General features: G+C 71.4%; 24 protein-coding genes, 2 tRNA genes, 1 pseudogene and 1 riboswitch. Of the genes and pseudogenes, 14 read left to right on the top strand and 13 right to left on the bottom strand.

The window, feature by feature from the left end:
* Positions 1-374: 374 nt before the first annotated feature.
* Positions 375-1,892 (top strand): annotated as a pseudogene (locus MU852_RS11460) (outer membrane protein assembly factor BamB family protein); the annotation flags it as partial.
* A gap of 188 nt (positions 1,893-2,080) precedes the next feature.
* Complete coding sequence (locus tag MU852_RS11465; protein WP_488225924.1) at positions 2,081-2,497, top strand: outer membrane protein assembly factor BamB family protein; 417 nt, start codon at positions 2,081-2,083, stop codon at positions 2,495-2,497.
* Positions 2,498-2,593: 96 nt separating this feature from the next.
* On the opposite strand, the gene MU852_RS11470 is transcribed toward MU852_RS11465, so the two are convergent.
* Together MU852_RS11470 and proB are read right to left on the bottom strand one after the other, a co-directional pair.
* Positions 2,594-3,856, bottom strand: a complete 1,263-nt coding sequence (locus tag MU852_RS11470) for a glutamate-5-semialdehyde dehydrogenase (RefSeq protein WP_249749685.1) — start codon at positions 3,854-3,856, stop codon at positions 2,594-2,596.
* Positions 3,853-5,019, bottom strand: a complete 1,167-nt coding sequence (gene proB / locus MU852_RS11475; RefSeq protein WP_249749686.1) for a glutamate 5-kinase — start codon at positions 5,017-5,019, stop codon at positions 3,853-3,855. Before proB ends, MU852_RS11470 begins: the two co-directional genes overlap by 4 nt.
* 65 nt (positions 5,020-5,084) lie before the next feature.
* Here proB and MU852_RS11480 point away from each other — a divergent pair, with 65 nt between their 5' ends.
* From MU852_RS11480 to MU852_RS17450, 3 genes are all read left to right on the top strand, one after another.
* Positions 5,085-5,867: a ZIP family metal transporter gene (locus MU852_RS11480; RefSeq protein ID WP_249749687.1), complete on the top strand. Its 783-nt coding sequence runs from the start codon at positions 5,085-5,087 to the stop codon at positions 5,865-5,867.
* Positions 5,868-6,072: 205 nt separating this feature from the next.
* Positions 6,073-6,615 (top strand): glycoside hydrolase family 3 N-terminal domain-containing protein, encoded by a 543-nt coding sequence (locus MU852_RS17445; protein WP_283843603.1) that lies wholly within the window; start codon positions 6,073-6,075, stop codon positions 6,613-6,615.
* A gap of 23 nt (positions 6,616-6,638) precedes the next feature.
* On the top strand, positions 6,639-8,348 hold the full coding sequence (locus MU852_RS17450) for a glycoside hydrolase family 3 C-terminal domain-containing protein (RefSeq protein WP_283843604.1): 1,710 nt from the start codon (positions 6,639-6,641) through the stop codon (positions 8,346-8,348).
* A gap of 543 nt (positions 8,349-8,891) precedes the next feature.
* Here MU852_RS17450 and MU852_RS11495 read toward each other — a convergent pair.
* From MU852_RS11495 to metX, 3 genes are all read right to left on the bottom strand, one after another.
* Positions 8,892-8,966, bottom strand: a tRNA-Glu gene (locus MU852_RS11495).
* A gap of 51 nt (positions 8,967-9,017) precedes the next feature.
* Positions 9,018-10,244 carry a cystathionine gamma-synthase gene (gene metB, locus MU852_RS11500; RefSeq protein ID WP_249749688.1) on the bottom strand — a complete coding sequence of 409 codons (1,227 nt, stop codon included), beginning with the start codon at positions 10,242-10,244 and terminating at the stop codon, positions 9,018-9,020.
* Positions 10,198-11,055: a homoserine O-succinyltransferase MetX gene (gene metX / locus MU852_RS11505; RefSeq protein WP_249749689.1), complete on the bottom strand. Its 858-nt coding sequence runs from the start codon at positions 11,053-11,055 to the stop codon at positions 10,198-10,200. Before metX ends, metB begins: the two co-directional genes overlap by 47 nt.
* Positions 11,056-11,347: 292 nt before the next feature.
* Positions 11,348-11,460: riboswitch (SAM riboswitch) on the bottom strand.
* A gap of 189 nt (positions 11,461-11,649) precedes the next feature.
* On the opposite strand from metX, the gene MU852_RS17455 reads away from it, so the two are divergent.
* From MU852_RS17455 to MU852_RS11520, 5 genes are all read left to right on the top strand, one after another.
* Positions 11,650-11,775 carry a hypothetical protein gene (locus MU852_RS17455; protein ID WP_283843605.1) on the top strand — a complete coding sequence of 42 codons (126 nt, stop codon included), beginning with the start codon at positions 11,650-11,652 and terminating at the stop codon, positions 11,773-11,775.
* 103 nt (positions 11,776-11,878) lie between these two features.
* Entirely contained in the window at positions 11,879-12,187 is a 309-nt protein-coding gene (locus MU852_RS11510; protein ID WP_249749690.1) for an amino acid kinase family protein, read from the top strand.
* Positions 12,188-12,207: 20 nt separating this feature from the next.
* Positions 12,208-13,623: an amino acid kinase family protein gene (locus tag MU852_RS11515; RefSeq protein ID WP_249749691.1), complete on the top strand. Its 1,416-nt coding sequence runs from the start codon at positions 12,208-12,210 to the stop codon at positions 13,621-13,623.
* A 3-nt stretch (positions 13,624-13,626) separates the two neighbouring features.
* Positions 13,627-13,908: a phosphotransferase gene (locus MU852_RS17460; RefSeq protein ID WP_283843606.1), complete on the top strand. Its 282-nt coding sequence runs from the start codon at positions 13,627-13,629 to the stop codon at positions 13,906-13,908.
* A 17-nt stretch (positions 13,909-13,925) separates the two neighbouring features.
* Complete coding sequence (locus MU852_RS11520) at positions 13,926-14,570, top strand: phosphotransferase (protein ID WP_283843607.1); 645 nt, start codon at positions 13,926-13,928, stop codon at positions 14,568-14,570.
* Positions 14,571-14,585: 15 nt separating this feature from the next.
* On the opposite strand, the gene MU852_RS11525 is transcribed toward MU852_RS11520, so the two are convergent.
* Genes MU852_RS11525 through tsaD form a run of 3 tightly spaced genes read right to left on the bottom strand, consistent with a single transcriptional unit; the run spans position 14,586 to position 17,130 of the window.
* Entirely contained in the window at positions 14,586-14,969 is a 384-nt protein-coding gene (locus MU852_RS11525; protein WP_249749692.1) for a Rieske (2Fe-2S) protein, read from the bottom strand.
* Positions 14,966-15,964, bottom strand: coding sequence for an NAD(P)H-dependent glycerol-3-phosphate dehydrogenase (locus MU852_RS11530; RefSeq protein WP_249749693.1), 999 nt, complete (start codon positions 15,962-15,964; stop codon positions 14,966-14,968). Before MU852_RS11530 ends, MU852_RS11525 begins: the two co-directional genes overlap by 4 nt.
* A 26-nt stretch (positions 15,965-15,990) precedes the next feature.
* On the bottom strand, positions 15,991-17,130 hold the full coding sequence (gene tsaD / locus MU852_RS11535) for a tRNA (adenosine(37)-N6)-threonylcarbamoyltransferase complex transferase subunit TsaD (RefSeq protein ID WP_249751941.1): 1,140 nt from the start codon (positions 17,128-17,130) through the stop codon (positions 15,991-15,993).
* Between the two features lie 46 nt (positions 17,131-17,176).
* On the opposite strand from tsaD, the gene hemC reads away from it, so the two are divergent.
* From hemC to MU852_RS11555, 4 genes are all read left to right on the top strand, one after another.
* Complete coding sequence (hemC, locus tag MU852_RS11540; RefSeq protein WP_249749694.1) at positions 17,177-18,151, top strand: hydroxymethylbilane synthase; 975 nt, start codon at positions 17,177-17,179, stop codon at positions 18,149-18,151.
* Positions 18,148-18,723 carry a uroporphyrinogen-III synthase gene (locus MU852_RS11545; protein WP_249749695.1) on the top strand — a complete coding sequence of 192 codons (576 nt, stop codon included), beginning with the start codon at positions 18,148-18,150 and terminating at the stop codon, positions 18,721-18,723. The genes hemC and MU852_RS11545 overlap by 4 nt, the downstream gene beginning before the upstream one ends.
* A gap of 173 nt (positions 18,724-18,896) precedes the next feature.
* A tRNA-Thr gene (locus MU852_RS11550) sits at positions 18,897-18,972 on the top strand.
* A gap of 197 nt (positions 18,973-19,169) precedes the next feature.
* A complete protein-coding gene (locus MU852_RS11555; protein WP_249749696.1) occupies positions 19,170-19,436 on the top strand; it encodes a hypothetical protein in 267 nt (88 codons plus the stop codon).
* Positions 19,437-19,439: 3 nt separating this feature from the next.
* Here MU852_RS11555 and MU852_RS11560 read toward each other — a convergent pair whose 3' ends face one another.
* The 5 genes from MU852_RS11560 to MU852_RS11580 form a co-directional block, all read right to left on the bottom strand.
* Positions 19,440-19,718 (bottom strand): hypothetical protein, encoded by a 279-nt coding sequence (locus MU852_RS11560; RefSeq protein ID WP_249749697.1) that lies wholly within the window; start codon positions 19,716-19,718, stop codon positions 19,440-19,442.
* Positions 19,718-20,392, bottom strand: coding sequence for a hypothetical protein (locus MU852_RS11565; RefSeq protein ID WP_249749698.1), 675 nt, complete (start codon positions 20,390-20,392; stop codon positions 19,718-19,720). The genes MU852_RS11560 and MU852_RS11565 overlap by 1 nt, the downstream gene beginning before the upstream one ends.
* On the bottom strand, positions 20,389-21,555 hold the full coding sequence (gene carA / locus MU852_RS11570; protein ID WP_249749699.1) for a glutamine-hydrolyzing carbamoyl-phosphate synthase small subunit: 1,167 nt from the start codon (positions 21,553-21,555) through the stop codon (positions 20,389-20,391). The genes MU852_RS11565 and carA overlap by 4 nt, the downstream gene beginning before the upstream one ends.
* 103 nt (positions 21,556-21,658) lie before the next feature.
* On the bottom strand, positions 21,659-23,221 hold the full coding sequence (locus tag MU852_RS11575; protein ID WP_249749700.1) for an alkaline phosphatase D family protein: 1,563 nt from the start codon (positions 23,219-23,221) through the stop codon (positions 21,659-21,661).
* Positions 23,222-23,260: 39 nt separating this feature from the next.
* Positions 23,261-24,676: a cytochrome P450 gene (locus tag MU852_RS11580; RefSeq protein ID WP_249749701.1), complete on the bottom strand. Its 1,416-nt coding sequence runs from the start codon at positions 24,674-24,676 to the stop codon at positions 23,261-23,263.
* Between the last annotated feature and the right edge of the window lie 10 nt (positions 24,677-24,686).

Here is a 24,686-nt window from a genome sequence, read left to right on the forward strand (position 1 = left end):
GCGACAATCTGGAACTCCCTATGGCAGCGAGCGTTGCCGTTCCTTGATCAGCAGTTTCAGGGGGCTCTCATGCCACGATGGACAACGCCAACCGGTCTGGGGGCTGGCTGACGCTGCTTCTCGGCGTCTTGCTCGCCGTGATCGGCCTGATCCTGACCGTCGGCGGAGTGCAGCTCGCGACCCTGGGCGGCTCCTGGTACTATCTGATCGCGGGCCTGGCGCTGATCGCGTCGGGCGTGCTGCTGATCCTGCGCGACGTGCGCGGGGCGTGGATCTACGGCGCGACCTTCCTGGCGACGCTGATCTGGGCCTTCTGGGAAAAGGGTCTGAACGGCTGGGCCCTGGTGCCGCGCCTGGTCGGGCCGCTGGTGCTGATGTTCCTGGTCATCGCGACCCTGCCGGCGCTGCGTCGCGGCGCGGGCCGGCTGGCGGCCGGATCGGCGGCGGGCCTGGCGGTGCTGACCCTGATCTTCGGCGTCGTGATCGCCCAGGCCAACAAGGCCCAGGTGGACCATCCGGTGCCGGGCGCGCGCGGCGCCTACAACGATCCCGCCCTGCTGAAGACGGGCGCGGACTGGCCCGCCTGGGGCGGCACCGACAGCGCCCAGCGCTACACCCCGCTGACCCAGATCAACAAGGACAACGTCGGCCGGCTTGAGCGCGCCTGGACCTTCCGCACCGGCGACCTGCCGGGCGAGCGATGGGGGGCGGAGACCACGCCGCTGAAGGTCGGCGACACCGTCTATCTGTGCTCGGCCCGCAACAAGCTGTTCGCCCTGGACGCCAATACGGGCCAGCAGAAGTGGACCTATGATCCCCAGGTCGCCGACGACCAGATCCCCTACACCGCCGCCTGCCGCGGCGTGGCCTATCACGCCCGGGCGAACGCCAATCCGGCCGAACCCTGCGCCATCAAGATCATCGAAGGCACGCTGGACGGGCGGATCATCGCCGTGGACGCCCGCACGGGCCGTCCGTGCCCGGCCTTCGGCCAGAACGGCGCCGTCAGCATCAAGGTCGGCATGGGCGATCCCTATCCGGGCATGGTGTCGATCACCTCGGCGCCCGTCATCGTGCGCGGCGTCATCGTCACGGGCCACCAGGTGCTGGACGGCCAGAAGCGGTGGAACGCCTCGGGCGTGATCCAGGGCTTCGACGTGGAGACGGGCGAGCTGCGCTTCGCCTGGGACATGATGCGGCCCGACCGCAACGGCCTGCCGCCGGAGGGCGAGACCTATACGCCGGGCACGCCCAACATGTGGACGACCGCCTCGGTCGATGAAAACCTGGGCCTGGTCTATCTGCCGATGGGCAACTCCGCGGCCGACTACTGGTCCAGTTCGCGCCGCCCGCTGGAGAAGCAGTATTCGACCTCGATCGTCGCGCTGGACGTGACGACCGGAAAGCCGCGGTGGCACTATCAGACCGTCCACAACGACGTGTGGGACTTCGACCACGGCTCGCAGGCGACGCTGATCGACTTCCCCACGGCGGCGGGCGTGGTCCCGGCGCTGCTGGTGCCGACCAAGCAGGGCGACATGTACGTCTTCAACCGCGCCAACGGCCAGTTGCTGCACCGCGTGGAGGAACGGCCCGTGCCGACGACCGGCGGGACCGAACAGGGCCAGCGCTCGCCGACCCAGCCCTTCTCGCTGTTCGCCACCCTGAGGAAGCCGAACCTGGTCGAGGCCGACATGTGGGGCATGTCCCCGATCGACCAGATGTTCTGCCGCATCAACTTCAAGAAGGCGAACTATCAAGGCTATTACACCCCGCCCTCGACCAACCACTACATCAACTATCCGGGCTATAACGGCGGCTCGGACTGGGGCGGCGTGGCGGTCGATCCGGTGCGCGGCGTGATCGTGGCCAACTACAACGACATGCCCAACTACAACCGGCTGGTGCCGCGCGCCGAGGCCAACGAGAAGGGCTGGTTCCCGCGCGACGACCCGCGCTACATCGCCCAGCAGAAGCAGGCGGCCGAACGCGGCGGCAGCCTGTCCAAGGGCGAAGGCGCCGGCGACCCGCAGATCGGCGTGCCCTACGCCATCGACGTCAACGCCGGCTGGCGCGTGAAGTGGACGGGCCTGCTGTGCAAGGGCCCCCCTATGGCGGCATCACCGCCATCGACATGCGGACCGGCCAGACCCTGTGGGACCGTCCGTTCGGCACGGCGCGCAAGAACGGCCCGTGGGGCATCCCCTCGATGCTGCCGCTGGAGATCGGCACCCCCAACAACGGCGGCGCCGTGGTGACGGCCAGCGGCCTGATCTTCATCGCCGCGGCCACCGACGACCTGATCCGCGCCATCGACATCGAGACCGGCAAGACCGTCTGGTCCGACGTCCTGCCCGCGGGCGGCCAGGCCAATCCGATGATCTATGAGCAGAACGGCCGCGAATACCTGGTCATCATGGCGGGCGGCCACCACTTCATGGAGACGCCGGAAGGCGACTATGTGATCGCCTATGCTCTGCCCGAAGGTAGAGCCTAGGCTCTCCTATGGGCCTATCGCGCTTGGCGCGGCTTGAGGCCCGGATGAGGTAGACGGCGAGGAGCCGGAGGCGGAGACGTCTCCGGCTTCCTGCTGTCACGGCCTGATCTGGCCCTGGCCGCGGACGACGTATTTATAGGTCGTCAGCTGCTCGGCGCCGACGGGGCCGCGGGCGTGCAGGCGGTTGGTCGAGATGCCGATCTCTCCGCCGAATCCGAACTCGCCGCCGTCGGCGAACTGGGTCGAGGCGTTGACCAGGACGATGGCGCTGTCGACCTGGGCGGCGAACCGCTCGGCCGCCTCGGGGTCGGCGGTGACGATGGCCTCGGTGTGGCCCGAGCCGTAGCGGGCGATGTGGTCGGTCGCGGCGTCCAGGTCGTCGACCACCCGCACGGCCAGGATCGGGGCCAGATATTCGGTGGTCCAGTCCGCCTCGGTCGCGGGCGTCATCTCGGGCACCAGGGCGCGGGCGGCCTCGTCGCCGCGCAGTTCGCAGCCGGCGGCGATCAGGTCGGCGGCCACGGCCGGCAGCAGGCTTTCGGCCGCGGCGCGATCCACCAGCAGGGTCTCGGTGGCGCCGCAGACCGAGGTGCGCCGCATCTTGGCGTTGACCGCGATGGCGCGCGCCGCGTCGGGATCGGCGGCCCGGTGCAGATAGGTGTGGTTCAGCCCCTCCAGGTGGCTGAGCACGGCGGTGCGCGCCTCGGCCTGGACGCGGGCGACCAGGCTCTTGCCGCCGCGCGGGACGATGACGTCGATGGCTCCGTCCAGACCGGCCAGCATCAGGCCCACGGCCGCCCGGTCGGGGGTGTCGACCAGCTGGACGGCGTCGGCGGGCAGGCCCGCTTCGGACAGGGCCTCGGCGACGACCCCGGCGATGGCCAGGGACGATTGCAGGCAGTCCGAACCGCAGCGCAGGATGGCGGCGTTGCCCGAACGGATGCACAGGGCGGCGGCGTCGGCGGTGACGTTGGGCCGGCTTTCGTAGATGACGCCCAGCACGCCGATGGGGGTGCGGACGCGGGCGATGTCCAGGCCGTTGGCGGGGGTCCAGCGCTCGGTCTCGACGCCCAGGGGGTCGGGCACGGCGGCGATGACGGCGACAGCCTCGACCATGCCGGCGACGCGGGCCGGCGTCAGGGTCAGACGGTCCAGCAGGGCCTCGCTCATGCCGTTGGCGCGGGCGGCCTCGACGTCGCGGGCGTTGGCGGCCAGCAGGTCGTCCTGGGCGGCGCCCAGCTTTTCGGACAGCAGGGTCAAGGCGCGGGTGCGCGCGTCGGCCGGGGCCTGGCGCAGGGCCGAGGCGGCGGCGCGGGCCCGGCGGCCCAGGTCCGTCATGGCGGTCGTCAGGTCGGTCATCGCTTGTCCAGCACCAGGTCGTCTCTGTGTATCAATGCGGCGGGGCCGCGGTGGCCGAGCAGCAACTGGATCTCGTCGCTGCGCCGTCCGCGAATGCGGAAGGCTTCGTCGGCGGGATAGGCGGCCAGGCCCACCCCGATCACGGCGCCGTCCGGGTCGGTGATCTGAACGCAGTCGCCCTTGGCGAAGTCGCCGATCACGGCGGTCACGCCCGCCGGCAGCAGGCTCTTGCCCTTGCGCAGGGCGGCCACGGCGCCGGCGTCCAGCTTCAGCTCGCCGGCGGGCGCCAGGCTGCCCGCGATCCACTGCTTGTAGGCCGCCATCGGGCTGTCGGGCGCGTCGATCAGGGTGGCGCGCGCCCCCTGGCGGATGGCGCTCAGCGGCGCGATGGTCTGGCCCGACGCGATCACCGTGGCGCAACCGGCCGAACGCGCGATCTGGGCCGCCTTCAGCTTGGTGGCCATGCCGCCGGTGCCGACCCCGGCCGAGGCGTTGGCCCCGCCCGCCATCGCCAGGATTTCCGGCGTCAACTCCTCGATCAGGGGCAGGTGCCGGGCCGACGGGTCGCGGCGCGGGTCGGCGGTGTAGAGGCCGTCGACGTCCGACAGCAGGATCAGCAGGTCCGCGTGGGTCAGCTGGGCCGCGCGGGCGGCCAGCCGGTCGTTGTCGCCGTAGCGGATTTCCTCGGTCGAGACGGTGTCGTTCTCGTTGACCATGGGAATGACGTTGTGGGCCAGCAACACCTCGATGGTGGCGCGCCCGTTCAGCCAGCGGCGGCGGCGTTCGGTGTCGTCGCGCGTCAGCAGCACCTGGCCGACCGTCAGGCCGTGCGGCTGGAACACTTCCTGCCAGGCGGCCATCAGCAGGGACTGGCCCACGGCGGCGGCGGCCTGCTTGTCGTGGACGCGCCGGCCGATGTCGCCCAGGCGGCCCCGGCCCAGGGCGACCGAACCGGAAAAGACCACGATCACCTCGCGCCCGTCGCGGCGGAAGGCCGCCAGCTCGGTCGCCAGCGCCGTCAGCCATTCGCGCGCGACCCCGCGCGAGGCCGGGTCGATCAGCAGCGACGAACCGATCTTGACGACGATGCGCCGCGCGGCGGCGAGGGCGGAGGCGGCGGTGTGATCGGGTGTTCGGGCGGCGGAGGGCGTTGCGGCGGACATCTGCGCCCTTGTAACGCGATATTGCCGACTTGTCTCATCGGCGCGGTCCGGTCACAGCAGGGGACATGATGGAAACCCTCTCTCCGATCGCCCTGGGCGCCCTGGGCAGCCTGGCGGCGGGCATGATGACGGCGCTGGGCGCCGTGCCCATGCTGTTCTTCCGGCGGCCCGGCGAACAGACCCAGCGCGTCCTGCTGGGCTTCGCCGCGGGGGTGATGCTGGCGGCCTCGTTCTTCTCGTTGGTCATCCCCGGCGTGGCGGTGCTCCAGGACGGGGGCGCCGGCAAGGGAACGGCCGCCGCCGCCATGGCCGCGGCGGTGCTGATCGGCGCGACGGTGATCGGCCTTTTGAACCGGTTCGCGCCGGTCGACATGCTGGCGATCGGTCCGGCCGGGTCGCGCGATCTGGCGCGGCGCATCTGGCTGTTCATCATCGCCATCACCCTGCACAACTTCCCCGAGGGGGCGGCCATGGGCGTCAGCTTCGGCGGCGGCGACATGAACCAGGGCCTGGCGACCGCGCTGGGCATCGGCATCCAGAACATGCCCGAGGGCCTGGCCGTGTCGGCGGCCATGGCCAGCCTGGGCTACGGCCGCTGGCCGGCCTTCGCGGCGGCCACGGCGTCGGGCCTGGTGGAGCCGATCGGGGGCCTGATCGGGGCCAGCGTCGTGGGGCTGCTGCCGGGCGCGCTGCCGTGGGGCCTGGGCCTGGCCGCCGGGGCGATGATCTATGTCGTCACCGCCGAGATCATTCCCGAGACGCGCGGGCGCGCCAAGGGCGAAGGCTCGATGATCGGCCTGATGATCGGACTGGTCGGGATGATGTTCCTGGATATCGCCCTGGGATAGCCGCCCGCGCGTCGCCGCGCGACGCAATCGGGGCTGGACGGGGCGGGGGCGCCAAGGCTAGGCCTTGGGACAAGGCGAGGGGGAAGATCGCCGATCGCCACGGAGCCCCATGAGTTCGACCCGACCCCTCAGGGCCGCGCCCTCCAGACGCGGCGTCCTGTCCGGCCTCAGCCTGATGACGATCATGGGCGTTGGAGGCCCGGCCATGTCCGCGTTCGCCCAGACCGCCCGCTCCCCTCATTCGGCCCAGCCCTCGGCCGTCGAGCGTCACGCCGCCCGGATCGAGGATCTGATCGCGCGCATGACGATCGACGAGAAGGCCGGCCAGCTGAACCTGCTGGCCGATCCGTTCCGCTGGCGGCCGCAGAACGTCAATCCACTGGACGGCCAGGGCGATCCGGGCCGGGTCACGGCGATGATCCGGGCCGGCCAGGTCGGGTCGCTGTTCAACGGCGTCGGCGCGGCCATGGGCCGGACCATCCAGCGCGTGGCGGTGGAGGAGAGCCGGCTGGGCATACCGCTGCTGTTCGCCGCCGACGTGATCCACGGGCTGAAGACGGTGTTTCCCGTGCCGCTGGCCGAGGCGGCGGCCTTCAATCCCGAACTGGCGCGGCGCACGGCCCAGGCCGCCGCGCTGGAGCTGGCGGCGTCGGGCGTGCACCAGACCTATGCGCCGATGGTCGACGTCGCCCGCGACCAGCGCTGGGGCCGGGTGGTCGAGGGCGCCGGCGAGGACGCGGGACCCTGAACAACCTTCTGGCCGCCGCGCGCGTGCGCGGCTTCCAGGGGGACGAGGGGCTGGACCATCCCGACGCCATCCTGGCCACCGCCAAGCACATGGCCGGCTATTCCGCCGCCATCGGCGGGGTGGAATACAACACCACCGACATGAGCGAGCAGACGCTGCGCGGGGTCTTCCTGCCGCCGTTCAAGGCGGCGGTGGACGCCGGCTGCCTGGCGATCATGAGCGCCTTCAACGACGTCAACGGCGTGCCGGCCTCGGCCAATCACGAGCTGCTGACCGAGATCCTTCGGGACGACTGGAACTTCCAGGGCTTCGTGCTGTCGGACTACACCTCCGAGCAGGAGCTGGTGGCCCACGGCTTCGCCGAAGACGGTCGCGACGCCACGCGCCTGGCGATCATGGCCGGGGTGGACGTCAGCATGGTCTCGGGCCTGTTCCTGCAGCACATACCGGAACTGGTGCGCTCCGGCGCCGTGCCGATGGCGCGGGTGGACCAGGCGGTGCGCCGGGTGCTGAGGACCAAGGCCGCGCTGGGCCTGTTCGACGATCCCTACCGCGGCACGGACCCGGTGCGCGAGCAGGCCATGGTGGGATCGCAGGCCCACTACGCCCTGGCGCGAGAGGCGGCGCGCGAATCCATCGTCATGCTGAAGAACGACGGCGACCTTCTGCCGCTGAGCAAGGCCGGCCAGAGGATCGCCCTGATCGGGCCGTTCGCCGACGACGTGGACAATGTGTTCGGGCCGTGGACCATCTGGGGCGACGAGAGCCGGCGGGTGGCGCTGGACGTCGGGCTGCGCGAGGCGATGGCCGATCCGTCGCTGCTGACGGTGACGCGCGGTTCGGGCGTGGAGGGGGCGCTGGACGGCGGGATCGACGCCGCCGTCGCGGCCGCGCGCGCGGCGGACGTCGTGGTCCTGGCCATCGGCGAGAGCCAGCGGATGTCGGGCGAGGCCCAGTCGCGCACCGACATCGTCGTGCCCGAGGCGCAGCAGCAGCTGGCCGAGGCGGTCGCGGCCGTCGGCAAGCCGGTGGTGGTGGTGCTGAAGAACGGCCGCGCCCTGGCGCTGAGCGGGGCGGTGCGCAACGCCCAGGCGATCCTGGTGACCTGGTTCCTGGGCAGCGAGACCGGGCGCGGGATCGCCGACATCCTGTTCGGCGACTTCGGGCCGTCAGGGCGCCTGCCGGTCAGCTTTCCCCGGCGTTCGGGCCAGCAGCCCTTCTATTACGACCGCAAGAACACCGGCCGTCCCGCCGATCCGAACCTGGAGGAGGAGGAGTACAAGGCCCGCTATCGCGAGACGCCCAACACCGCCCTCTATCCGTTCGGCCACGGCCTGACCTACGGCCGGATCGAATATGGCGCGGTCGAGCTGAGCGCGCCGGAACTGCCGCTGAACGGCACGCTGGAGGTGGCCGTGACGGTGACCAACCGCGGCGCGCGGGCGGCCGAGGAGACGGTGCAGCTGTATGTCCACGACCGGGTGGCCAGCCTGACCCAGCCGGGGCGGTTGCTGAAGGATTTCAAGGCGGTGCTGTTGCAGCCCGGCCAGTCGGCGCGCGTCGCTTTCGACCTGCGGCCGTCGCAGCTGACCTTCATCAACGCCGATCTGGAATCGGTGGTGGAGCCGGGGCTGTTCGACGTCTGGGTCGCGCCCTCGGCCCAGGGCGGACCCGTCGCCACCTTCCGCGTCACGGCCCCCGAAGGCCAGACCCCGGCGGGCGATCAGCGCTGACGAGGGGCGGAGGCGCCGGTGGCGGTCGCTAGGGAATCGAGGTCGTTCGTATCAAGAGGTCGACTGCGTCGGGCCTCATACGTCCGCCTCACTCATGGATTTGGGGGCCCCAATTTCCAATAAGCTGTTAAATCTTGTCTTTTCGAGATGCGATCCATCTGGAGAGCGCGACAACTGAATATAGATTAATCTTGTAAACAAAAAATAATATGGAAAGTCCAAGAACTATATTTAGTATTTTGCCGAACACACCGCCATCATTATGAGAAAAAATTGAAACTACCGACCACGCGACGCCCAGAATCAGCGACGATACGGCGAGTAGAAATCTAAATGCGGCGATCAACGTCCGCTCCTCTAATGGCGATCACGCCAAGCGCAAGACAAGGTCTTAGCGGAGATAATGGTTCGCGCTGATCGGCGCGCCGCCAAGGCATTGGCGAGGGACGAACGCCTCCGTTAAACCTGAGCGTGCCTATAGCAGGTCTGGCCACGCAACGGCGCAGCATATGGCACGACGTATTCAGCGGCGAACTCCCGATTTGGCAGTCCCTAGGGGAATCGAACCCCTCTTTTCAGGTTGAAAACCTGACGTCCTAACCGATAGACGAAGGGACCGCGGCCGGGGCGGCGCATTTGCCCCGGTTCGCGGTTCTCCGCAAGAGGAAATTACGCCGCGGCGGCCTCGGGCTGGTCGACCAGGGCGTCCAGCGCCGGGATCAGGTCGGCGATCAGGTCCTCGACATGCTCCAGCCCGACCGACAGCCGCACCAGGCCGTCGCCGATGCCGGCGGTGGCCCGCTGCTCCGGCGTCATGGCGGCGTGGGTCATGGTGGCCGGGTGGGCGATCAGGCTTTCGACCCCGCCCAGCGATTCCGCCAGGGTGAAGATCTCCAGGCTTTCGACCAGATCGCGCACGGCCCCGATCCCGCCGGCCAGTTCGAAGCTGAGCATGGCGCCCGGCCCGGCCTGCTGGGCGGCGACCAGGGCGTGGTTCGGGTGCGACTTCAGGCCAGGATAGCAGACCGCCTTGACCGCCGGGTGGGCGTCCAGCAGTTCGGCGATGCGGCCGGCGGTCGCCTGCTGGCGCTCGATGCGGGCGAACAGGGTGCGCACGCCGCGCAGGGTCAGATAGGCGTCGAACGGCGAGCCGGTCACGCCGGTGCAGTTGGCCCACCAGGCCAGCTGTTCGTGATCCGCCGCATCGGCCGAGACGACGGCGCCGCCCACCACGTCGGAGTGGCCGTTGATGAACTTGGTCGTCGAATGGACGACGAAGTCGGCGCCCAGCTTGATCGGGTTCTGCAGCGCCGGCGACAGGAAGGTGTTGTCGCACACCACCTTGGCCCCGGCCGCATGGGCGCGGGTGCAGATGTCGGCCACGTCGACCAGGCGCAGCAGGGGGTTGGACGGCGTTTCGACCAGGACCAGCTTGGGCTTCAGCGCCAGGGCCGCTTCCAGCGCGGCGGGGTCGCCCTGATCGACCAGCAGCAGTTCGAAATGGCCCTTCCTGGCGCGGGCGTTCAGCAGGCGACAGGTGCCGCCATAGCAATCGTGCGGCGCGATCAGCAGGTCGCCGGGCTCCAGCAGGGCCAGCGGCAGGTCGACCGCGGCCATGCCGGTGGCGGTGATGACGCAGCCGGCGCCGCCCTCCAGTTCGGCCAGGGTTTCGGCCAGGACGTCGCGGGTCGGATTGCCCGAGCGGCTGTAGTCGTACTTCCGCTTCTGCTCGAAGCCGGCGAAGGAATAGTTGGACGACAGATATACAGCGGCGGCATGACCGCGCCGTGCGCCGTGTCCGAATCCACGCCCGTGCGGGCGGCGATCGTGTGCGGGGAGGCGAAGCGGGTCATGCTTTGATGTCCTTGAAGGCGGTGCGGAGGATGTCGCCGACAAAGGCGTCCTCCTTCAGAAAGGCGTCGTGGCCGTAGAGAGAGGGCGCCTCGACGAAGCGCCACAGGGTCGGCAGGCGGGCGGCCAGCTCGCGCATGTCGTCGATCGGCACCAACCGGTCGGAGGTGAAGCCGATCAGGGTGACGGGGGTCGAGATGGCCTCGGGCGTCACGCTGTGGCGGTCGATCGAATCCGACATCGACAGCCAGCGGGCCGGGGTGGTGTGGGTGCGGTAGGCCTGGCCCCGCGCCGTCAGATAATCGCAGACCGGATAGTTGTCGCCGGCGGCGGCGGGGGCGGCGCTGTCGAAACGGTCGTCGAACTCTTCCGCGGTGCGATAGGTGGTCATGGCCAGCTCGCGGGCCAGGGCGACGCCCTCTTCCGGGCGGCCGGCGGCGACCGCGAACTGCAGGATGCGGCGCTGGATGCCGCGCCAGGCCGTCGCCTGCGGATGGGCCCGGTGGGCGGCCGAGACGACGATCAACTGGTCGGCCCGGTCGGGGAACAGCTCCGCGAAGGCCAGGGCGACCATGCCGCCGTAGGAGCAGCCGACGAAGGCGGCGACGCGCTGGACCTTCTGGTGATCCAGCAGCAGGGCCAGCAGGCGCGCCTGGTCCTGGGTGGTGATGGTGACGGGCGCGGCCGGGACGCCGGGCTCGGGCTCGGAGCCGGGGGCGAAGTCGAACGACAGGACCTGGAAGCGCGACAGGTCGATCGGGCCGCGCACCGACACGGCGCCCGACCACCAGCCCAGGCCGTTGGTCTCGGTGCGATGCACGAAGCGTCCGGCCGAAATGCCGCCCGCGACCACCACGACGGGGCGCCGGCGCGGCCGTGGACGCGGCCGACGATGCTGGACTGGTTCAGCTTTTCGCCCGAGGCCAGGCGGAAATCGGCGGGAAGGGGAACGACGACGTCGCGGGCGCCGCCCCGTTCGCGAACCGGCAGAGCGGGCGCGCGCACGGGCGTTTCGGTCGGCTGGGACCGACAGAGGGGCTCTTCGAGCAGGGATGTTTCAGCCAGGGTCATCAATCGTCTTCCGCATCGTCTCGCTCAGCAAGGCTCGATACGGTGACAGATCGTGGGGCATCGCCTCGTCGATGCTCCACTCATCTCTCGCGGCCCAGGGGACCCCGCAGGAGTTGGCACCGTTTCGGGCGGAACCCGATGGTTGCCCCGGCGTCAAAGGGCCTAATCCCTCAGCCGGTCTTGATGAGTGCTTTTAGGGATGGTGCAGGCGGCGGCTTTCGTCAAGAGAAAAATTCAACCCAATCAGCCCCGCGCCTTCGCGCCAGACTGTCCGAAACGGACCATAAACCGCTCCAGATGAAAAAATCGTGCAGAGGGGCTTGACGCCCTGCATCGACCTGCATCACCCTGAGGCAAGATTTCAACCGGATCCCGCCCTGTGCTCCAGCGCTCGATCATCGCCGAAACCCTCGCCGTCGCCGGCCTCGCCGCGACGCGCTTCGGCATGATTATCGGCACCGGTATGACCACCACCACCATGCCCTCGCGGGCGGGACGAGTTTAGCGCGCCGAAATCCGGCCCCGCAGAACCCGAACCCCGCCCGGTCCGCCTGGCGGGGTTTTTCTTTTCACCCCACGCCCTTCACCGAAAAATCCGAGAAACCCCGATGTCCGCCTCCCTCGCCCTGGTCGAAAATCCCGACGCGCCCAAGCCCAAACCCGCCGTGCAGGCCGCGCCCGAAGTCGTGGTGCTGAAGTTCGGCAGTTCCATCCTTCGCAGCCCGGACGACGCGCCGCTGGTGGCCTCGGCCTGCTACGGCCACGTCCGGGCGGGCCGCAAGGTGGTGGCGGTGGTGTCCGCCTTCGCCGGGGCGACCGACCGCCTGCTGGCCGAGGCCGGGCGCTGGGCCTGCCCCATTCCAACGCCCTGCTGCCGGGCTATGTCGCCCTGGGCGAGGAGAAGTCGGCCGCGCTGACGGCGGTGGCCTGCGACCGGGTGGGCCTGGACGCCTGCGCCCTGTCGGTGCGCGAACTGGGCATCGTGGCGGAGGGCGAGCCCGAGCACGCGCGGCCGTGCGGGCTTCGGGCCGATCACCTGAAACAGGCGCTGGACCGGCACGAGGTGGTGGTGGTCCCCGGCTTCGGCGCGGTGCGCCCCGATGGCCGGGTCGCCCTGCTGGGGCGGGGCGGATCGGACCTGACGGCGGTGTTCCTGGCGGCGGAGCTGGGGCTGAACCGGGTGCGGCTGGTCAAGGACGTGGACGGCCTCTACGACCACGATCCCAACGACAACACCGCCCCGGCCCTGCGCTATCGCCGGGCGTCGTGGGATGTCGCGCGCAAGCTGGGCGGCGCCCTGGTTCAGCACGACGCCATCGACCTGGGCGAACAACGCGGCGTGGAGATCGAGGTGGCGGCCTTGGACCGCGCCGACGGCACGGTGATCGGTCAGAAGTCGGCCCCGCCCGGACCGGCCCCGGCCCTGCCGCCGCTGAAGGTGGCGGTCGCGGGCTGCGGCGTGGTCGGCGGCGGCGTCCTGGGCCGGCTGCTGAACGACCCCCGGTACGACGTGGTCGGCGTGCTGGTGCGCAACCCGGACAAGCCCCGCGACGTGCCCTGTCCGCCCGATCTGTTCACCGCCGACGCCGACGTCCTGTTGTCAAGAAAACCTGACATCGTGCTGGAGGCCCTGTCGGAGGGCGAGGCCGGCCACGCCCTGATCCGCAAGGCCCTGGAGGCCGGCTGCGACGTGGCCAGCGCCAACAAGCAGGCGGTCAGCCGCGATCCGGCCGGGCTGCAGGCCCTGGCCTATCAGAAGGGGCGGCGGGTGTTCTGGTCGGCCTCGGTCGGCGGCGGCTCGCCGATGATCGAGACGGTGCGCGCGGCCCGCGCCGCCGGCGAGGTGGCCGGCTTCGAGGCGGTGCTGAACGGCACGGTCAACTTCATGCTGGAGCGGCTGGTCGACGGCGCCGCCTTCGCCGAGGCCCTGGCCGACGCCCGCGCCGCCGGCTTCGCCGAGGAGGACCCGTCCGCCGACCTGGAGGGGCTGGACGCCGCCGCCAAGGTGCGCCTGCTGGCCTATGAGGCGTTCGGCGTCTCGCCCGACGCCGATGCCGTTCCGCGCGACCATCTGTCGGACCAGACGGAGGCCGCGCCGGGCGTGCGCCAGATCGGCGCCTGCCGCCGCGACGGCGCGGCGCTGGAGCCGTCGGTGCGGCTGACGGCCGACCACGGCGATCCGCTGTTCTCCAGCCTGAGCGGCGAGGGCAATGCGCTGAAGGTCTGGAACGCCGACGGACGGGTATGGCGCTGCCGCGGCCGGGGCGCCGGACGCTGGGCCACCACCGAGAGCATCATGGCGGACCTGGCCGAGATCGTGCGCGCGCGCCGCGCCGACGCCGGGCTAAACTAGCGTATGGCCGTCTTCACCCCCGTCACCCTCGATCAGGCGCAAACCTGGCTGGCCGGCTACGAACTGGGCCGGGCGGTCGAACTGGCGCCCATCGCCGAGGGGGTGGAGAACACCAACTACCGGCTGGAGACCGATCGCGGCCGCTTCGTCCTGACCCTGTTTGAGGGGCGCACGGACGAGGCGTCGCTGCCCTTCTGCCTGGGGCTGACGGCGCATCTGGCCGATCGGGGCTTTCCCGCACCGCGGCCGGTGGCGGATCGGTCCGGGGCTGGCTGGGGCGGCTGAACGGGCGCGCGGCCGCGGTGATCGAATGGAAGACCGGCGCCTGGCTGCGCCAGCCGTCGCCGGCCGACCAAGCCGCCGCCGGCGCCGTCCTGGCCCGCCTGCACCAGGCGGCCGAGGGCTATGCGGGCCGCAGGAGCAATCCGGTGGGGCCGCCGGCCTGGCGCCGCCTGGCCGACCGCTGCGCCGTCGGCGCCTCGGGCGAGGACCGGCTGCTGCTGGACCGGGTGGAAGGCGCCCTGGCGCGGCTGGGCGATCCGTTCGCCGACGACCTGCCGACCGGCGCGATCCATGCCGACTATTTTCCCGACAACGTCCTGTTCGAGGACGGCGCCGTGTCGGGCGTTATCGACTTCTATTTCGGCTGCACCGGCGCCCTGGCCTATGACCTGGCCATCGCCCTGTCGGCCTGGGGGTTCGATGCGGACGGGCGGGCGACGCCGGACGCCCTGGCCGCCTTCCAGCGCGGCTACGAGGCCGTGCGGCCGCTGAGCGAGGCCGAACGCCAGGCCCTGCCGCGGCTGGGCGAGGCGGCGGCGCTGCGCTTCACCCTGACGCGGCTGCACGACCGCATCTTCCACGACCCGTCCAACCTGGTGACGCCCAAGGATCCGGCCGTCTTCCTGAACCGGCTCGACCACTGGCGCGCCCGGGAGGCGGCCTAGAAGCGGCGCGTGAAGTCAGGCCGTGCGGATCACCCCGCCCGAGGCCGCGACCGGCCACGGCGTCAGCCGTCCCCCCGCGCACGGTCCGCCCCGGCATTCGCCGGTCAGGGGTTCGAACACCGCCCCGTGCCATCCGCACAGGATCAGGGCGGCGTCGGGCGTCAGATAGCGGTCCAGCTCTATCGCCAGGGGAAAGCCCGCGTGGGGGCAGCGGTCGATCCAGCCGGCGACCTGGCCGTCCTTTCGCACCACGAAGCCGTGGAAGAAGGCCTCGCCGATCTGCAGCACGAAGCCGCGCGAGCCCGGATCGGCGATGTCGTCCTCGGCGCACAGGGCCACGCCCGGCGGGGTCTTCCAGACGCGCGGGCGCTCGGCGGGCGCGGCGGGCGCATCCGTCAAATCCGTTCGGCCTTCAGCGGACGCGACAGCAGGGCCTCGATGGCGCCGTCGACCGTCGTCTCTCCGGCCAGCAGGGCGGCGGTGATCTCGGCGATGGGCATCTCCACGCCCAGGCGCGCGGCCAGGTCGCGGACGGCCGGCGCGCTCTCATAGCCCTCGGCCACCGACCGCTTGCCGGCCAGGGCCTGTTCGACGCTCTGCCCCTGGCCCAGGGCCAGGCCCAGGCTCATGTTGCGCGATTGCGGGCTGGAGCAGGTCAGGACCAGATCGCCCAGGCCGCACAGGCCCGCCACCGTCTCGGCCTCGCCGCCCAGGGCCACCGCCAGGCGCGTCATCTCGGCGAAGCCGCGCGTGATGACCGCCGCATGGGCGCTGCGGCCCAGTTGGCGGCCCTCCACGATCCCGCAGGCGATGGCCAGGACGTTCTTCAACGCGCCGCCCGCCTCGGCGCCGATCAGGTCGGTCGCCAGATAGGGCCGGAAGGCCGGCGCCGACAGGGTGTTCAACAGCGCCTCGCCCAGGGCGCCGTCGGCGCAGGCCAGGGTGACGGCGGAGGGCAGGCCGCGCGCCACCTCGGCGGCGAAGCTGGGCCCGGACAGGACGGCGGCGGTCGCCTCGGGCAGGGTCTCGGACAGCACGTCGGTCATCAGCTTCAGGGAGCCGCGCTCGATTCCCTTGGAGCAGAGGACGATCGGAACCTCGGGTCGCGCATGGGGCGCGAAGGCCGCCAGGGTGGCGCGCATGTGCTGGGCCGGCGGCACGGCCAGGATCAGGTCGCAACCCGCCAGCTCGGCCATGTCGGACGTGGCGCGGATGGCGGGATCCAGTTCCACCCCGGGCAGGAAGGCCTCGTTGACGCGCCGCGCGGCGATGCTGTCGATCACCTCGGCCTCGCGCGCCTGAAGCGTCACCGCCAGCCCCGCCCGCGCGCAGACCTGGGCCAGGGCCGTGCCCCAGGCGCCCGCGCCGATCACACCCGCCGTGCGGAATTCCATGGGCCCTCCCAAGCCTTTGTTGACGGTCAAGCCTTTGCGCCCTTGCGCCCGGTTCGGTGCGAAGGATCGGACAAGGCGCGCGCTTCGTCCAGCGGCCATCGCGGCCGGGCGACGACGTCGATGTCGCTGGTCAGCCCCAGCGCCAGCCGCTCGGCCCCGGCCAGGGCGATCATGGCGGCGTTGTCCGTGCAATAGGCCATCGGCGGCGCCAGGAAGTCGAAGCCGTGTCGCGTCGCCGTCGCCTCCAGCGTGCGCCGGATCGTCTTGTTGGCGGCCACCCCGCCCGCGACCACGAACAGCCGATGGTCGTGGGTTTCGGCATAGGCCTGCATCGCCCGTTCGGACCGTTCCGACAGCTGCCGGGCGATGGCGGCCTGGACGGCGTCGGCCAGGTCGGCCTTGTCCTGCTCCGTCTCGCAGGTCTGGGCGACGCGGAAGGCGGCGGTCTTCAGGCCTGAGAAGGAGAAGTCGCAGTCCTTGCGGCCCAGCAGGGCGCGGGGCAGGTCGATCGTCGAGCCGTCGCCCGTTTGCGCCAGCCGCTCCAGCGCCGGCCCGCCCGGATAGCCCAGGCCCAGGGCCTTGGCGATCTTGTCGAAGGCCTCTCCGGCGGCGTCGTCGATGGTGGCGCCGATGCGCCTCATGTCGCCCACGCCGCGCACCTCCAGGATCTGGCAGTGCCCGCCCGAGACCAGCAGCAGCAGGAAGGGATAGGCGACCTCGGCTCCCAGCCGGGCGGAAACCGCATGGCCTTCCAGATGGTTCACCGCGACCAGCGGCAGGCCGCGGGCCAGGCTGACCGCCTTGCCGTAGCCCAGGCCGACCATGACCCCGCCGACCAGGCCCGGCCCCGCCGTCGCCGCCACCCCGTCCAGGTCTGCATGGTCCAGTCCCGCCTGCGCCATCGCGCGGCGGGCGACGCCGTCGATCATCTCCACATGGCTGCGCGCGGCGATCTCGGGCACCACGCCGCCATAGGCCGCATGGTCGTCGATCTGGCTGTGCACGATCGAGGACAGCACCTCGGCCCGGCCGCCCCGCGCCGACGGATGCAGCCGCACCACCGAGGCGGCGGTCTCGTCGCAGCTGGTCTCCAGGCCCAGCACCGTCAGGGGGCGGACATCCCGTCCGGTTGCCGCTGCGGCGTCGCTGCTATAGTCGGCGGACATCTCCATCGGGTCGAGGTAGCGACCCGGCGACCGGCGCGCAACGATCATGACCCTTCCCCTCCGCATCGGCACCCGCCGCTCCAAGCTGGCGCTGGCCCAGTCCGGCATGATGCAGCGCGCCATCGCCGCCGCCCTGGGCGTGCCCGACGACGAGGTCGAGACCGCCGTGCCCCTGGTCGAGATCGTCACCACCGGCGACCGCATCCAGGACCGCCGACTGCTGGAGCTGGGCGGCAAGGCGCTGTTCACCAAGGAGATCGAGGAGGCGCTGCTGGACGGGCGCGTCGACATCGCCGTCCACTCGATGAAGGACGTTCCCGCCGAACAGCCCGACGGCCTGTGCATCGCCGCCATCCCCGAGCGCGAGGACGCCCGCGACGCCTTCGTCAGCCGCGACGTCGCCGCCTTCCAGGACCTGCCGATGGGCGCGCGCCTGGGCACCGCCAGCCTGCGCCGTCAGGCCCAGGCCCTGGCGCTGCGCCCCGACCTGAAAATCGAGATGCTGCGCGGCAATATCGACACGCGCCTGCGCCGCGCGGCGGAGGGCGACTTCGACGCCATCCTTCTCGCGGTTTCGGGCATGCGGCGGCTGGGCGTGGATGCGGCCATTCGCCAGACCCTGTCGCCCGACGCCTTCCTGCCGGCGCCGGGGCAGGGGGCGCTGGCCATCCAGACCCGCGTCGCCGACGTCGACGCCGCGTGGGCGGCCGCCCTGAACCACGCCCCCTCCGCCCTCGCCGTCGCCGCCGAGCGGGGCGCCATGACCGCGCTGGAGGGCAGCTGCCGCACCGCCGTGGGCGCCCATGCGCGCCTGGCCGACGGCGTGCTGCATCTGACCGCCGAGATGCTGAGCCCGGACGGTTCCGCCCGCTGGCGGCGCGTCGGCCAGATCGCGGCGGGCGAAGACCTGGCGTCGGCCGAGGCCCTGGCCGCCGCCCGCGAACTGGGCCTGCGGCTGGGCGCCGAGATACACGCGGCCGCCGGCGACCAGGAAGTCGATCCGGCGACCCTGCCCGGATGACGTCGCGGGCGCCGCGCGTCTGGATCACCCGCGCCGAGCCCGGCGCCGCCCGCACCGCCGCGCGCCTCCTGGCCCTGGGGATGGAGCCGGTGGTCCGTCCCCTGTTGGCGATCCAGACCCTGTCGCCCGAGCTGCCGGACCTGGACGCCTTCGCGGCCCTGGCCTTCACCAGCGTCAACGGCGTGGCCGCCTTCGCCGGCCTCAGCGCGCGCCGCGACCGGCCGGTCTTCGCCGTGGGCGACGCCACCGCCCAGGCCGCCCGCGACGCCGGCTTCGCGCGGGTGGACTCGGCCGACGGCGACCTGGCGGCCCTGGCCCGGCGCATCGCCGCGGGTGCGGCCGGTCCCGTCCTGGCCGCGGTGGCGGAAACGCCGGTCGGCGACCTGGCCGCCGCCGTGCGCCGGGCCGGGGGCGGGGCCACAGTCGGGGTCGGGGTCCAGGCCGTGGCGGTCTATCGCGCCCGGTCGACGGGGCGGCGCCGCCCGACCTCTTCGACGCGGTCCTGGTCCATTCCCCCCGCGCCGGACGGGCGCTGGCGAACGCGGGCGGGGCGGTGTTCGCCACCGCCGTGATCGCCGCCATCTCCCCGGCCGCCGCCGCGCCCCTGCAAGCCTTGGGGCTCTCGCCTGCCGTGGCCCCCGCCCCGCGCGAAGACGCCCTGCTCGATGTCTTGCAGGCGGCGCTTGGCAAGCGCGATCCACGCGTATAAAGAGCCCCTCTCGCGCGGGCTCGCCCGCCGCACCGGGCCGCTTTAGCTCAGCCGGTAGAGCACCTCATTCGTAATGAGGGGGTCGCGTGTTCGAGTCACGCAAGCGGCACCACCACTCCCACATGGCGACGTTTCTGACGCGCGCGGGCGGGCGTTAAGGTCTTGCTAACCATTTTGTCCGGATCGCGGCGGTAACGTCATGGATTCGCGACGTTTTTTGAACGCAGTCGGGAACTATCCACAGGGGTGTGGTTAACCGAGTCGTAATGACGGCCGCAGAAGCGGCGCTCCCTTCCAGCAGAGATCCTGATGTTCATCGCCATCGCCCGTCCGGCGGTGGAGCCCCAAGGCCCCGACGCCGTCGCCGTCCCCGGCTCTCCCGCCATCGCCGAACTGTCGCCGCGCGCTTTGCATGCGCGCCTTCTGGAAAACGCCGCCCTGCGCCGAATGCGAGGCGTCGAGCGCCGGCGCGAGCGGCGCTTCGACGACGCCGACTACTGGCTGCACGCGGCGCCGGCGGCCGTCAGGAAGGCCTGCGCCCTGCGCGAGGCGCGCAGCTTCGCCCCGCTGCCGTAGGCGTCAGCGCAGTTCCGGCAACCGGCGCCGCAGCGACTCCCGCAACCGGTTCAGACGGTCGCCCGAGGTGCGCGGGCGCTCGCGCCGCCGCGCCGGATAGCCCTGGCCCCAGCGCGCATGGACCGCCTGCAGCAGGGCGGGATGGCGGTCGTACTGATGCACGATCGGGCTGCGCGTGCCGTCGGGATTGACGATGCGGCCGTCGACGAGGCCCAGGCCGTCCGCGGGGGTCAGGCCCAGGGTGGCGACCCGGCCGTAGTTCGGCACGACGTCCATCTCCATCAGCCCCAGATGGGCGGCCAGGTTGCAGGCGGCCTGGTCGGCCCCGAACGCGCCGCCGATCTCCGAGCGGGGGTCGCGGCCAAGGTCAGGACCAGCCGGCAGAACCGCATCATCGCCTCGCGCGGCCCCATGACGGTGCCGACGCACAGGCAGGGCGCCGCGGCCAGCTGACGCGCGACGTCCGCCCCGGCCAGGGCGGTCAGGTACTTCATGTTGAAGGCATGCCGGCCCAGGGGCTGATCCGCCTCGACGAAGACCTGAAGGCGCGTCGGCGACGGCTCGAACGGCGGGGCCTGGAAGACGACGTCGCGCACATCGGTGATCAGCACCCCGCGCACGCCGGGCCGCTGGGACAGGAAATGATCGAAGGCGGCGAACCGCTGCATGACCGGATGGGGGGACCAGCCGTCCACGCACGGCGGCGCGACGGCCTCGACGCCGGCCTCTTCCAGCAGGGCCCGGACATCGTCGCGCGGATCGACGACCAGGGCCGCCGGGCCCGAGAAGACGCTGCGCAGGGAGCGGACGAACGGCGCGATGTCGGCCGCGTCATAGCCGGTCGCATAGCCCAGGACGAGGTCGCCCTGGACCGACAGGTCCGGCGCGCCCGTGGGACGTCTCAGCGCCTGGGCCAGCCAGCCCAGATAGGCCGATCTGGCGCCGACGCCGCTCACCGGACGGCGGGCGCCATCAGTTCGGCGAAGCGGTCGAACAGATACAGGCTGTCCGTCGGCCCCGGAGAGGCCTCCGGGTGGTGCTGGACGCTGAAGATCGGCTTGTCCTTGACGGCGATGCCGCAGTTGGTGCCGTCGAACAGGCTGACGTGGGTTTCGGTCACGGCGTCGGGCAGGCTGTCGCGGTCCACGGTGAAGCCGTGGTTCATCGACACGATCTCGACCTTGCCGGTGGTCAGGTCCTTGACCGGATGGTTGGCGCCGTGGTGGCCCTGATCCATCTTCACCGTCCGGGCGCCCAGGGCCAGGGCCAGCATCTGGTGGCCCAGGCAGATGCCCATCAGGGGCTTGCCGCTGGCGACCAGCTTCCTGATCTCGGGCACGGCGTATTCGCCGGTCGCGGCCGGATCGCCGGGGCCGTTCGACAGGACCACGCCGTCGGGATTGCGGGCCAGCACCTCTTCGGCCGTGGTCGTGGCGGGCACTACGGTGACCTTGGCGCCGGTGGAGGCCAGGGCGCGCAGGATGTTGCGCTTCACGCCGTAGTCGATGACCACCACGCTCTTGCCGCCGGCGACGGTCGGATAGCCTTCCGGCCAGTCCCACACGCCCTCGTTCCATTCGAAGGCCTGGAGGGTGGAGGCGGGCTTGGCCAGGTCCAGGCCGACCAGGCCGGTCCAGTCGCGCGCCTGGGCGACCAGGGCGTCCAGGTCGAACTGCCCGTTCGGATCATGGGCGATGACGGCGTGGGGCGCGCCCTTGTCGCGGATCAGTTTCGTCAGGGCGCGGGTGTCGACGCCGGCCAGGCCGACCACGCCGCGCCGCTTCATCCAGGCGTCGAAACCAGCGTCTGCGCGCCAGTTGGCCGGATCGGTCGGGACGTCGCGGAAGATCGCGCCGCGCGCCGAGGTGTCCGAACCCCCGCCCATCTGTTCGACGTCCTCGACGTTCGCGCCGACATTGCCGACGTGCGGGAAGGTGAAGGCCAGGATCTGGCTCATGTAGGAGGGATCGGTCAGGATTTCCTGATAGCCGGTCATGGCGGTGTTGAAGACCACCTCGCCCAGCGCCGAGCCGGTCGCGCCGACGCCGAGACCCTGAAACACGGTTCCATCGGCGAGCACGAGGACGCCTGTCGCGCCCGGAAGGATCTTCGTCGTCATGGGCGCGCTCCTACACCGAATCCGGGCCCAAAATCAGGCGAACGGCAAACGGCCGGGTCGTTATAGACCCGACGCCCCCGGGTCAATGCATCGGCGGGCGGCGTCAGCCCTGGTGCAGGACGGTCGAGCCGGCCTCGACGACCAGGGTCTGGCGCGTGCTCAGGGCGCCGCCGCGCTCCGAAACCCGGTCCAGCACCTTGAAGCGCGTCGTCCAGCGGTCGGGCGCCACCTCGCACACGACATAGCCGCGCTGGTTGTTGGTGAACGTCAGCTGCGGGTTGGCGGCGGTGAAGCGGTCGTAGTCCGCCCGTCGGTCGGCGCCGTCGCCGCCCGAGCTGATGGAGGTGGAGACGAACTCCACCGCCGTCGCCGGCCCCTGGGGATCGCGGCCGTCGACCCACAGGCCGCCGGCGTAGTTCTGATGCTCGTCGCCGGTCAGGACCACGACATTGTCGATCCGCCGCTCCTTCAGGTGACGCAGCAGGCGCGCGCGGGGCACGCGATAGCCGGCCCAGCTGTCCGGGTTGACGCCGAAGCCGCCCGAGGTGTCGCGGTTCAGGTCCATCACCATGACCTGCTGGGCCAGCGCCTTCCAGCGCGCCCGCGACCGGTCCAGGTTCGTCAGCAGCCAGGCCTCCTGCGCCTCTCCCAGGATCTGGGCGGCCGGGGCGTCCAGGCCTTCGCAATGGGCGTTGTAGCGGTCGTCGCACGGCTGGTCCGAGCGGAACTGGCGCGTGTCCAGGAAGGTCACGTCCAGCAGGGTCCCGTACTGGGCGCGGCGGTACAGCTGCATGGCCGAGCCGCGCGGGAAGGCGGACTTCCGCATCGGCATGAATTCGTAGAAGGCCTGCATGGCGGCGGCGCGGCGCAGCAGGAAGACCTCGGGCGGGACGCCGTCCTGGTCGATGTCGCCGACCCAGTTGTTGTCCACCTCGTGGTCGTCATAGGTGCAGAACCAGGCGGCCGAGCCGCGCGAGGCCTGCAGGTCCGTGTCCATCAGATATTGGGCGTAGCGGCGGCGGTAGTCGTCCAGGCTGTAGATCTCGCCGCCGGCGTGCACGCGCGTCGCGTCGCGGGGTCCCTGCCAGCTTTGGGCGAGGGGATTGCCCCGGCCTTCGTAGATGAAGTCGCCGTAGCAGAAGATGAAGTCCAGGTCCTCTGCGGCCAGGTGGCGGTGGGCGGTGTAGTAGCCCGCCTCGTAGTTCTGGCAGCCGGCGACGCCGAAACGCGCCGAGGCCAGGTCGGCGCCGGCGGCCGGCGCGGTCTTGGCCACGCCGACGCCGCTCCGTTCGGTCCCGCACAGGAAGCGGTAGAAGTAGGGGCGGGCGGGCTCCAGCCCCTCGACCTCGACATGGACGGAATGGCCCAGTTCGGGCCGGGCGATCGCCTCGCCCGAGCGGACCACGGTCCCGAAGCCGCGGTCGGCCGCGACCTCCCACTTCACCGCCACCGGCGCGGCCGGCATGCCCGAACCATAGGCCAGCGGGTCCGGCGCCAGCCGCGTCCAGATGACGAAGCCGTCGGGCAGGGGATCGCCGGCGGTGACGCCCAACCGGAACGGATTGGTCTCGAACACCGCCTGGGCCAGGGCGGGGCCGGTCGGCGACAGCGCCAGGCCGCCGCCGAAGGCGCCCAGGATCGAACGGCGGGAAAGGTTCAGGCGCATGGCGGGCTCCGACTAGGGTGACGCCGCCCTAGCGCCGGATCATGACACGGGTGTTGCGGTCCGCCGCGCCCGGAGCCGCAGCCGCATCGGCTCGCGGCTTCGCAGGGTGATCTGGTGGACCGGCCGGGGCTCGTCGCGGACGACCGGCTCGACCTGCGCCACGCGCAGGATGGCGGCCAGGGCGATCATCGCCTCCTGCATCGCGAAGGCGGCGCCGATGCAGACGCGCGGCCCGGCGCTGAAGGGAATGTAGGCGTAGCGGTCGATGGCCTTGCGGTTCTCGGGCAGGAAGCGTTCGGGCCGGAAGGCGTCGGGGTCGTCCCACAGCAGCCGGTGCCTCTGCAGGATCCACGGCGAGATGATGACGGTGGCGCCGGCGCCGATCCGCTGGCCGCCGATCTCGTCCTCGGCCAGGGCCTTGCGGGCCATGGTCGGCGCGGGCGGGAACAGGCGCATCGTCTCCTCCAGCACCGCGCGGGTCCACGGCAGGCCCTCGGCCCATTTCGGATCGGACACGTCGAAGGCGTCCGCCTCGGCCTGGAGGCGCGCCAGATGTTCAGGCTGGCGCGACAGCAGGTGCAACGTCCAGCCCAGGGCGCGCGCCGTCGTCTCGTGGCCCGCCAGGATGAAGGTCAGGATGTTGGCGGCGACCTCCTCGTCCGACAGGCCCGCCCCTTGCGAACCGGGGCCGCCGGTCTCGTCGCGCGCCAGCAGCAGGGCGCTGAGCAGGTCGTCGGGGGCGGGGGCGCCGGTCTCGATCCGGGCGCGACGCGCCTCGACCAGGCGGGTGACGCGCTGCTCGAAGAAGCGGGCCGAGCGGACGCTGGCCAGGCGACCCAGGCGGGGCGCCCAGTCCGGCGCGCCCAGCACGTCCAGCGGATCGATCCGCGCGCCATTGGCCAGGAACTGGTTCAGCGCCCGCTCGAACCCCTTGGCCTCGCCGCCCAGCTCGTCAGAGAACATGGTCGCCGACAGGATGTCGAAGGTCAGGCCCGACATTTCGGAATCGACGTCCAGCACCCGCCCGCGCGCCGACAGGGACCAGCCGGCCACGCGCGCGGCGCAGACCTCGGCCATGCGCGCGTTCAGGGTCGCCATCCTGGCGGGGGTGAACAGGGGCGCCAGGATGCGGCGGGCGCGGCGCCAGGTCTCGCCCTCGGTCAGCAGCAGGCCCTCGGCCAGCATCGGCCCCAGCACCCGGCGCTGCAGGTCGCCCTTGACGTAGTTGGCCGCGTTCTCGGTCAGGACGTGGCGCACGCCGGCGGGGTGGCTGACCACCAAGATCTCGCCGAAGGCGCTGTTCCCATGCAGTTGCGGCTCGTCGAAATGCCGTTCGGACCACATGCGGATCGGATCGCGCCAGCTGATCCACAGGAAGGGCAGCAGCGCCAGGGGCTTGCCCGCCCGCCGGGGCGGGATGGCGGGTCGGAAGACGGTGTCGGCGGTCGCGTCCATTCTGGCGATC

The organism is Brevundimonas albigilva (assembly GCF_023503965.1).
In the GTDB taxonomy this organism is placed as follows: domain Bacteria; phylum Pseudomonadota; class Alphaproteobacteria; order Caulobacterales; family Caulobacteraceae; genus Brevundimonas; species Brevundimonas albigilva.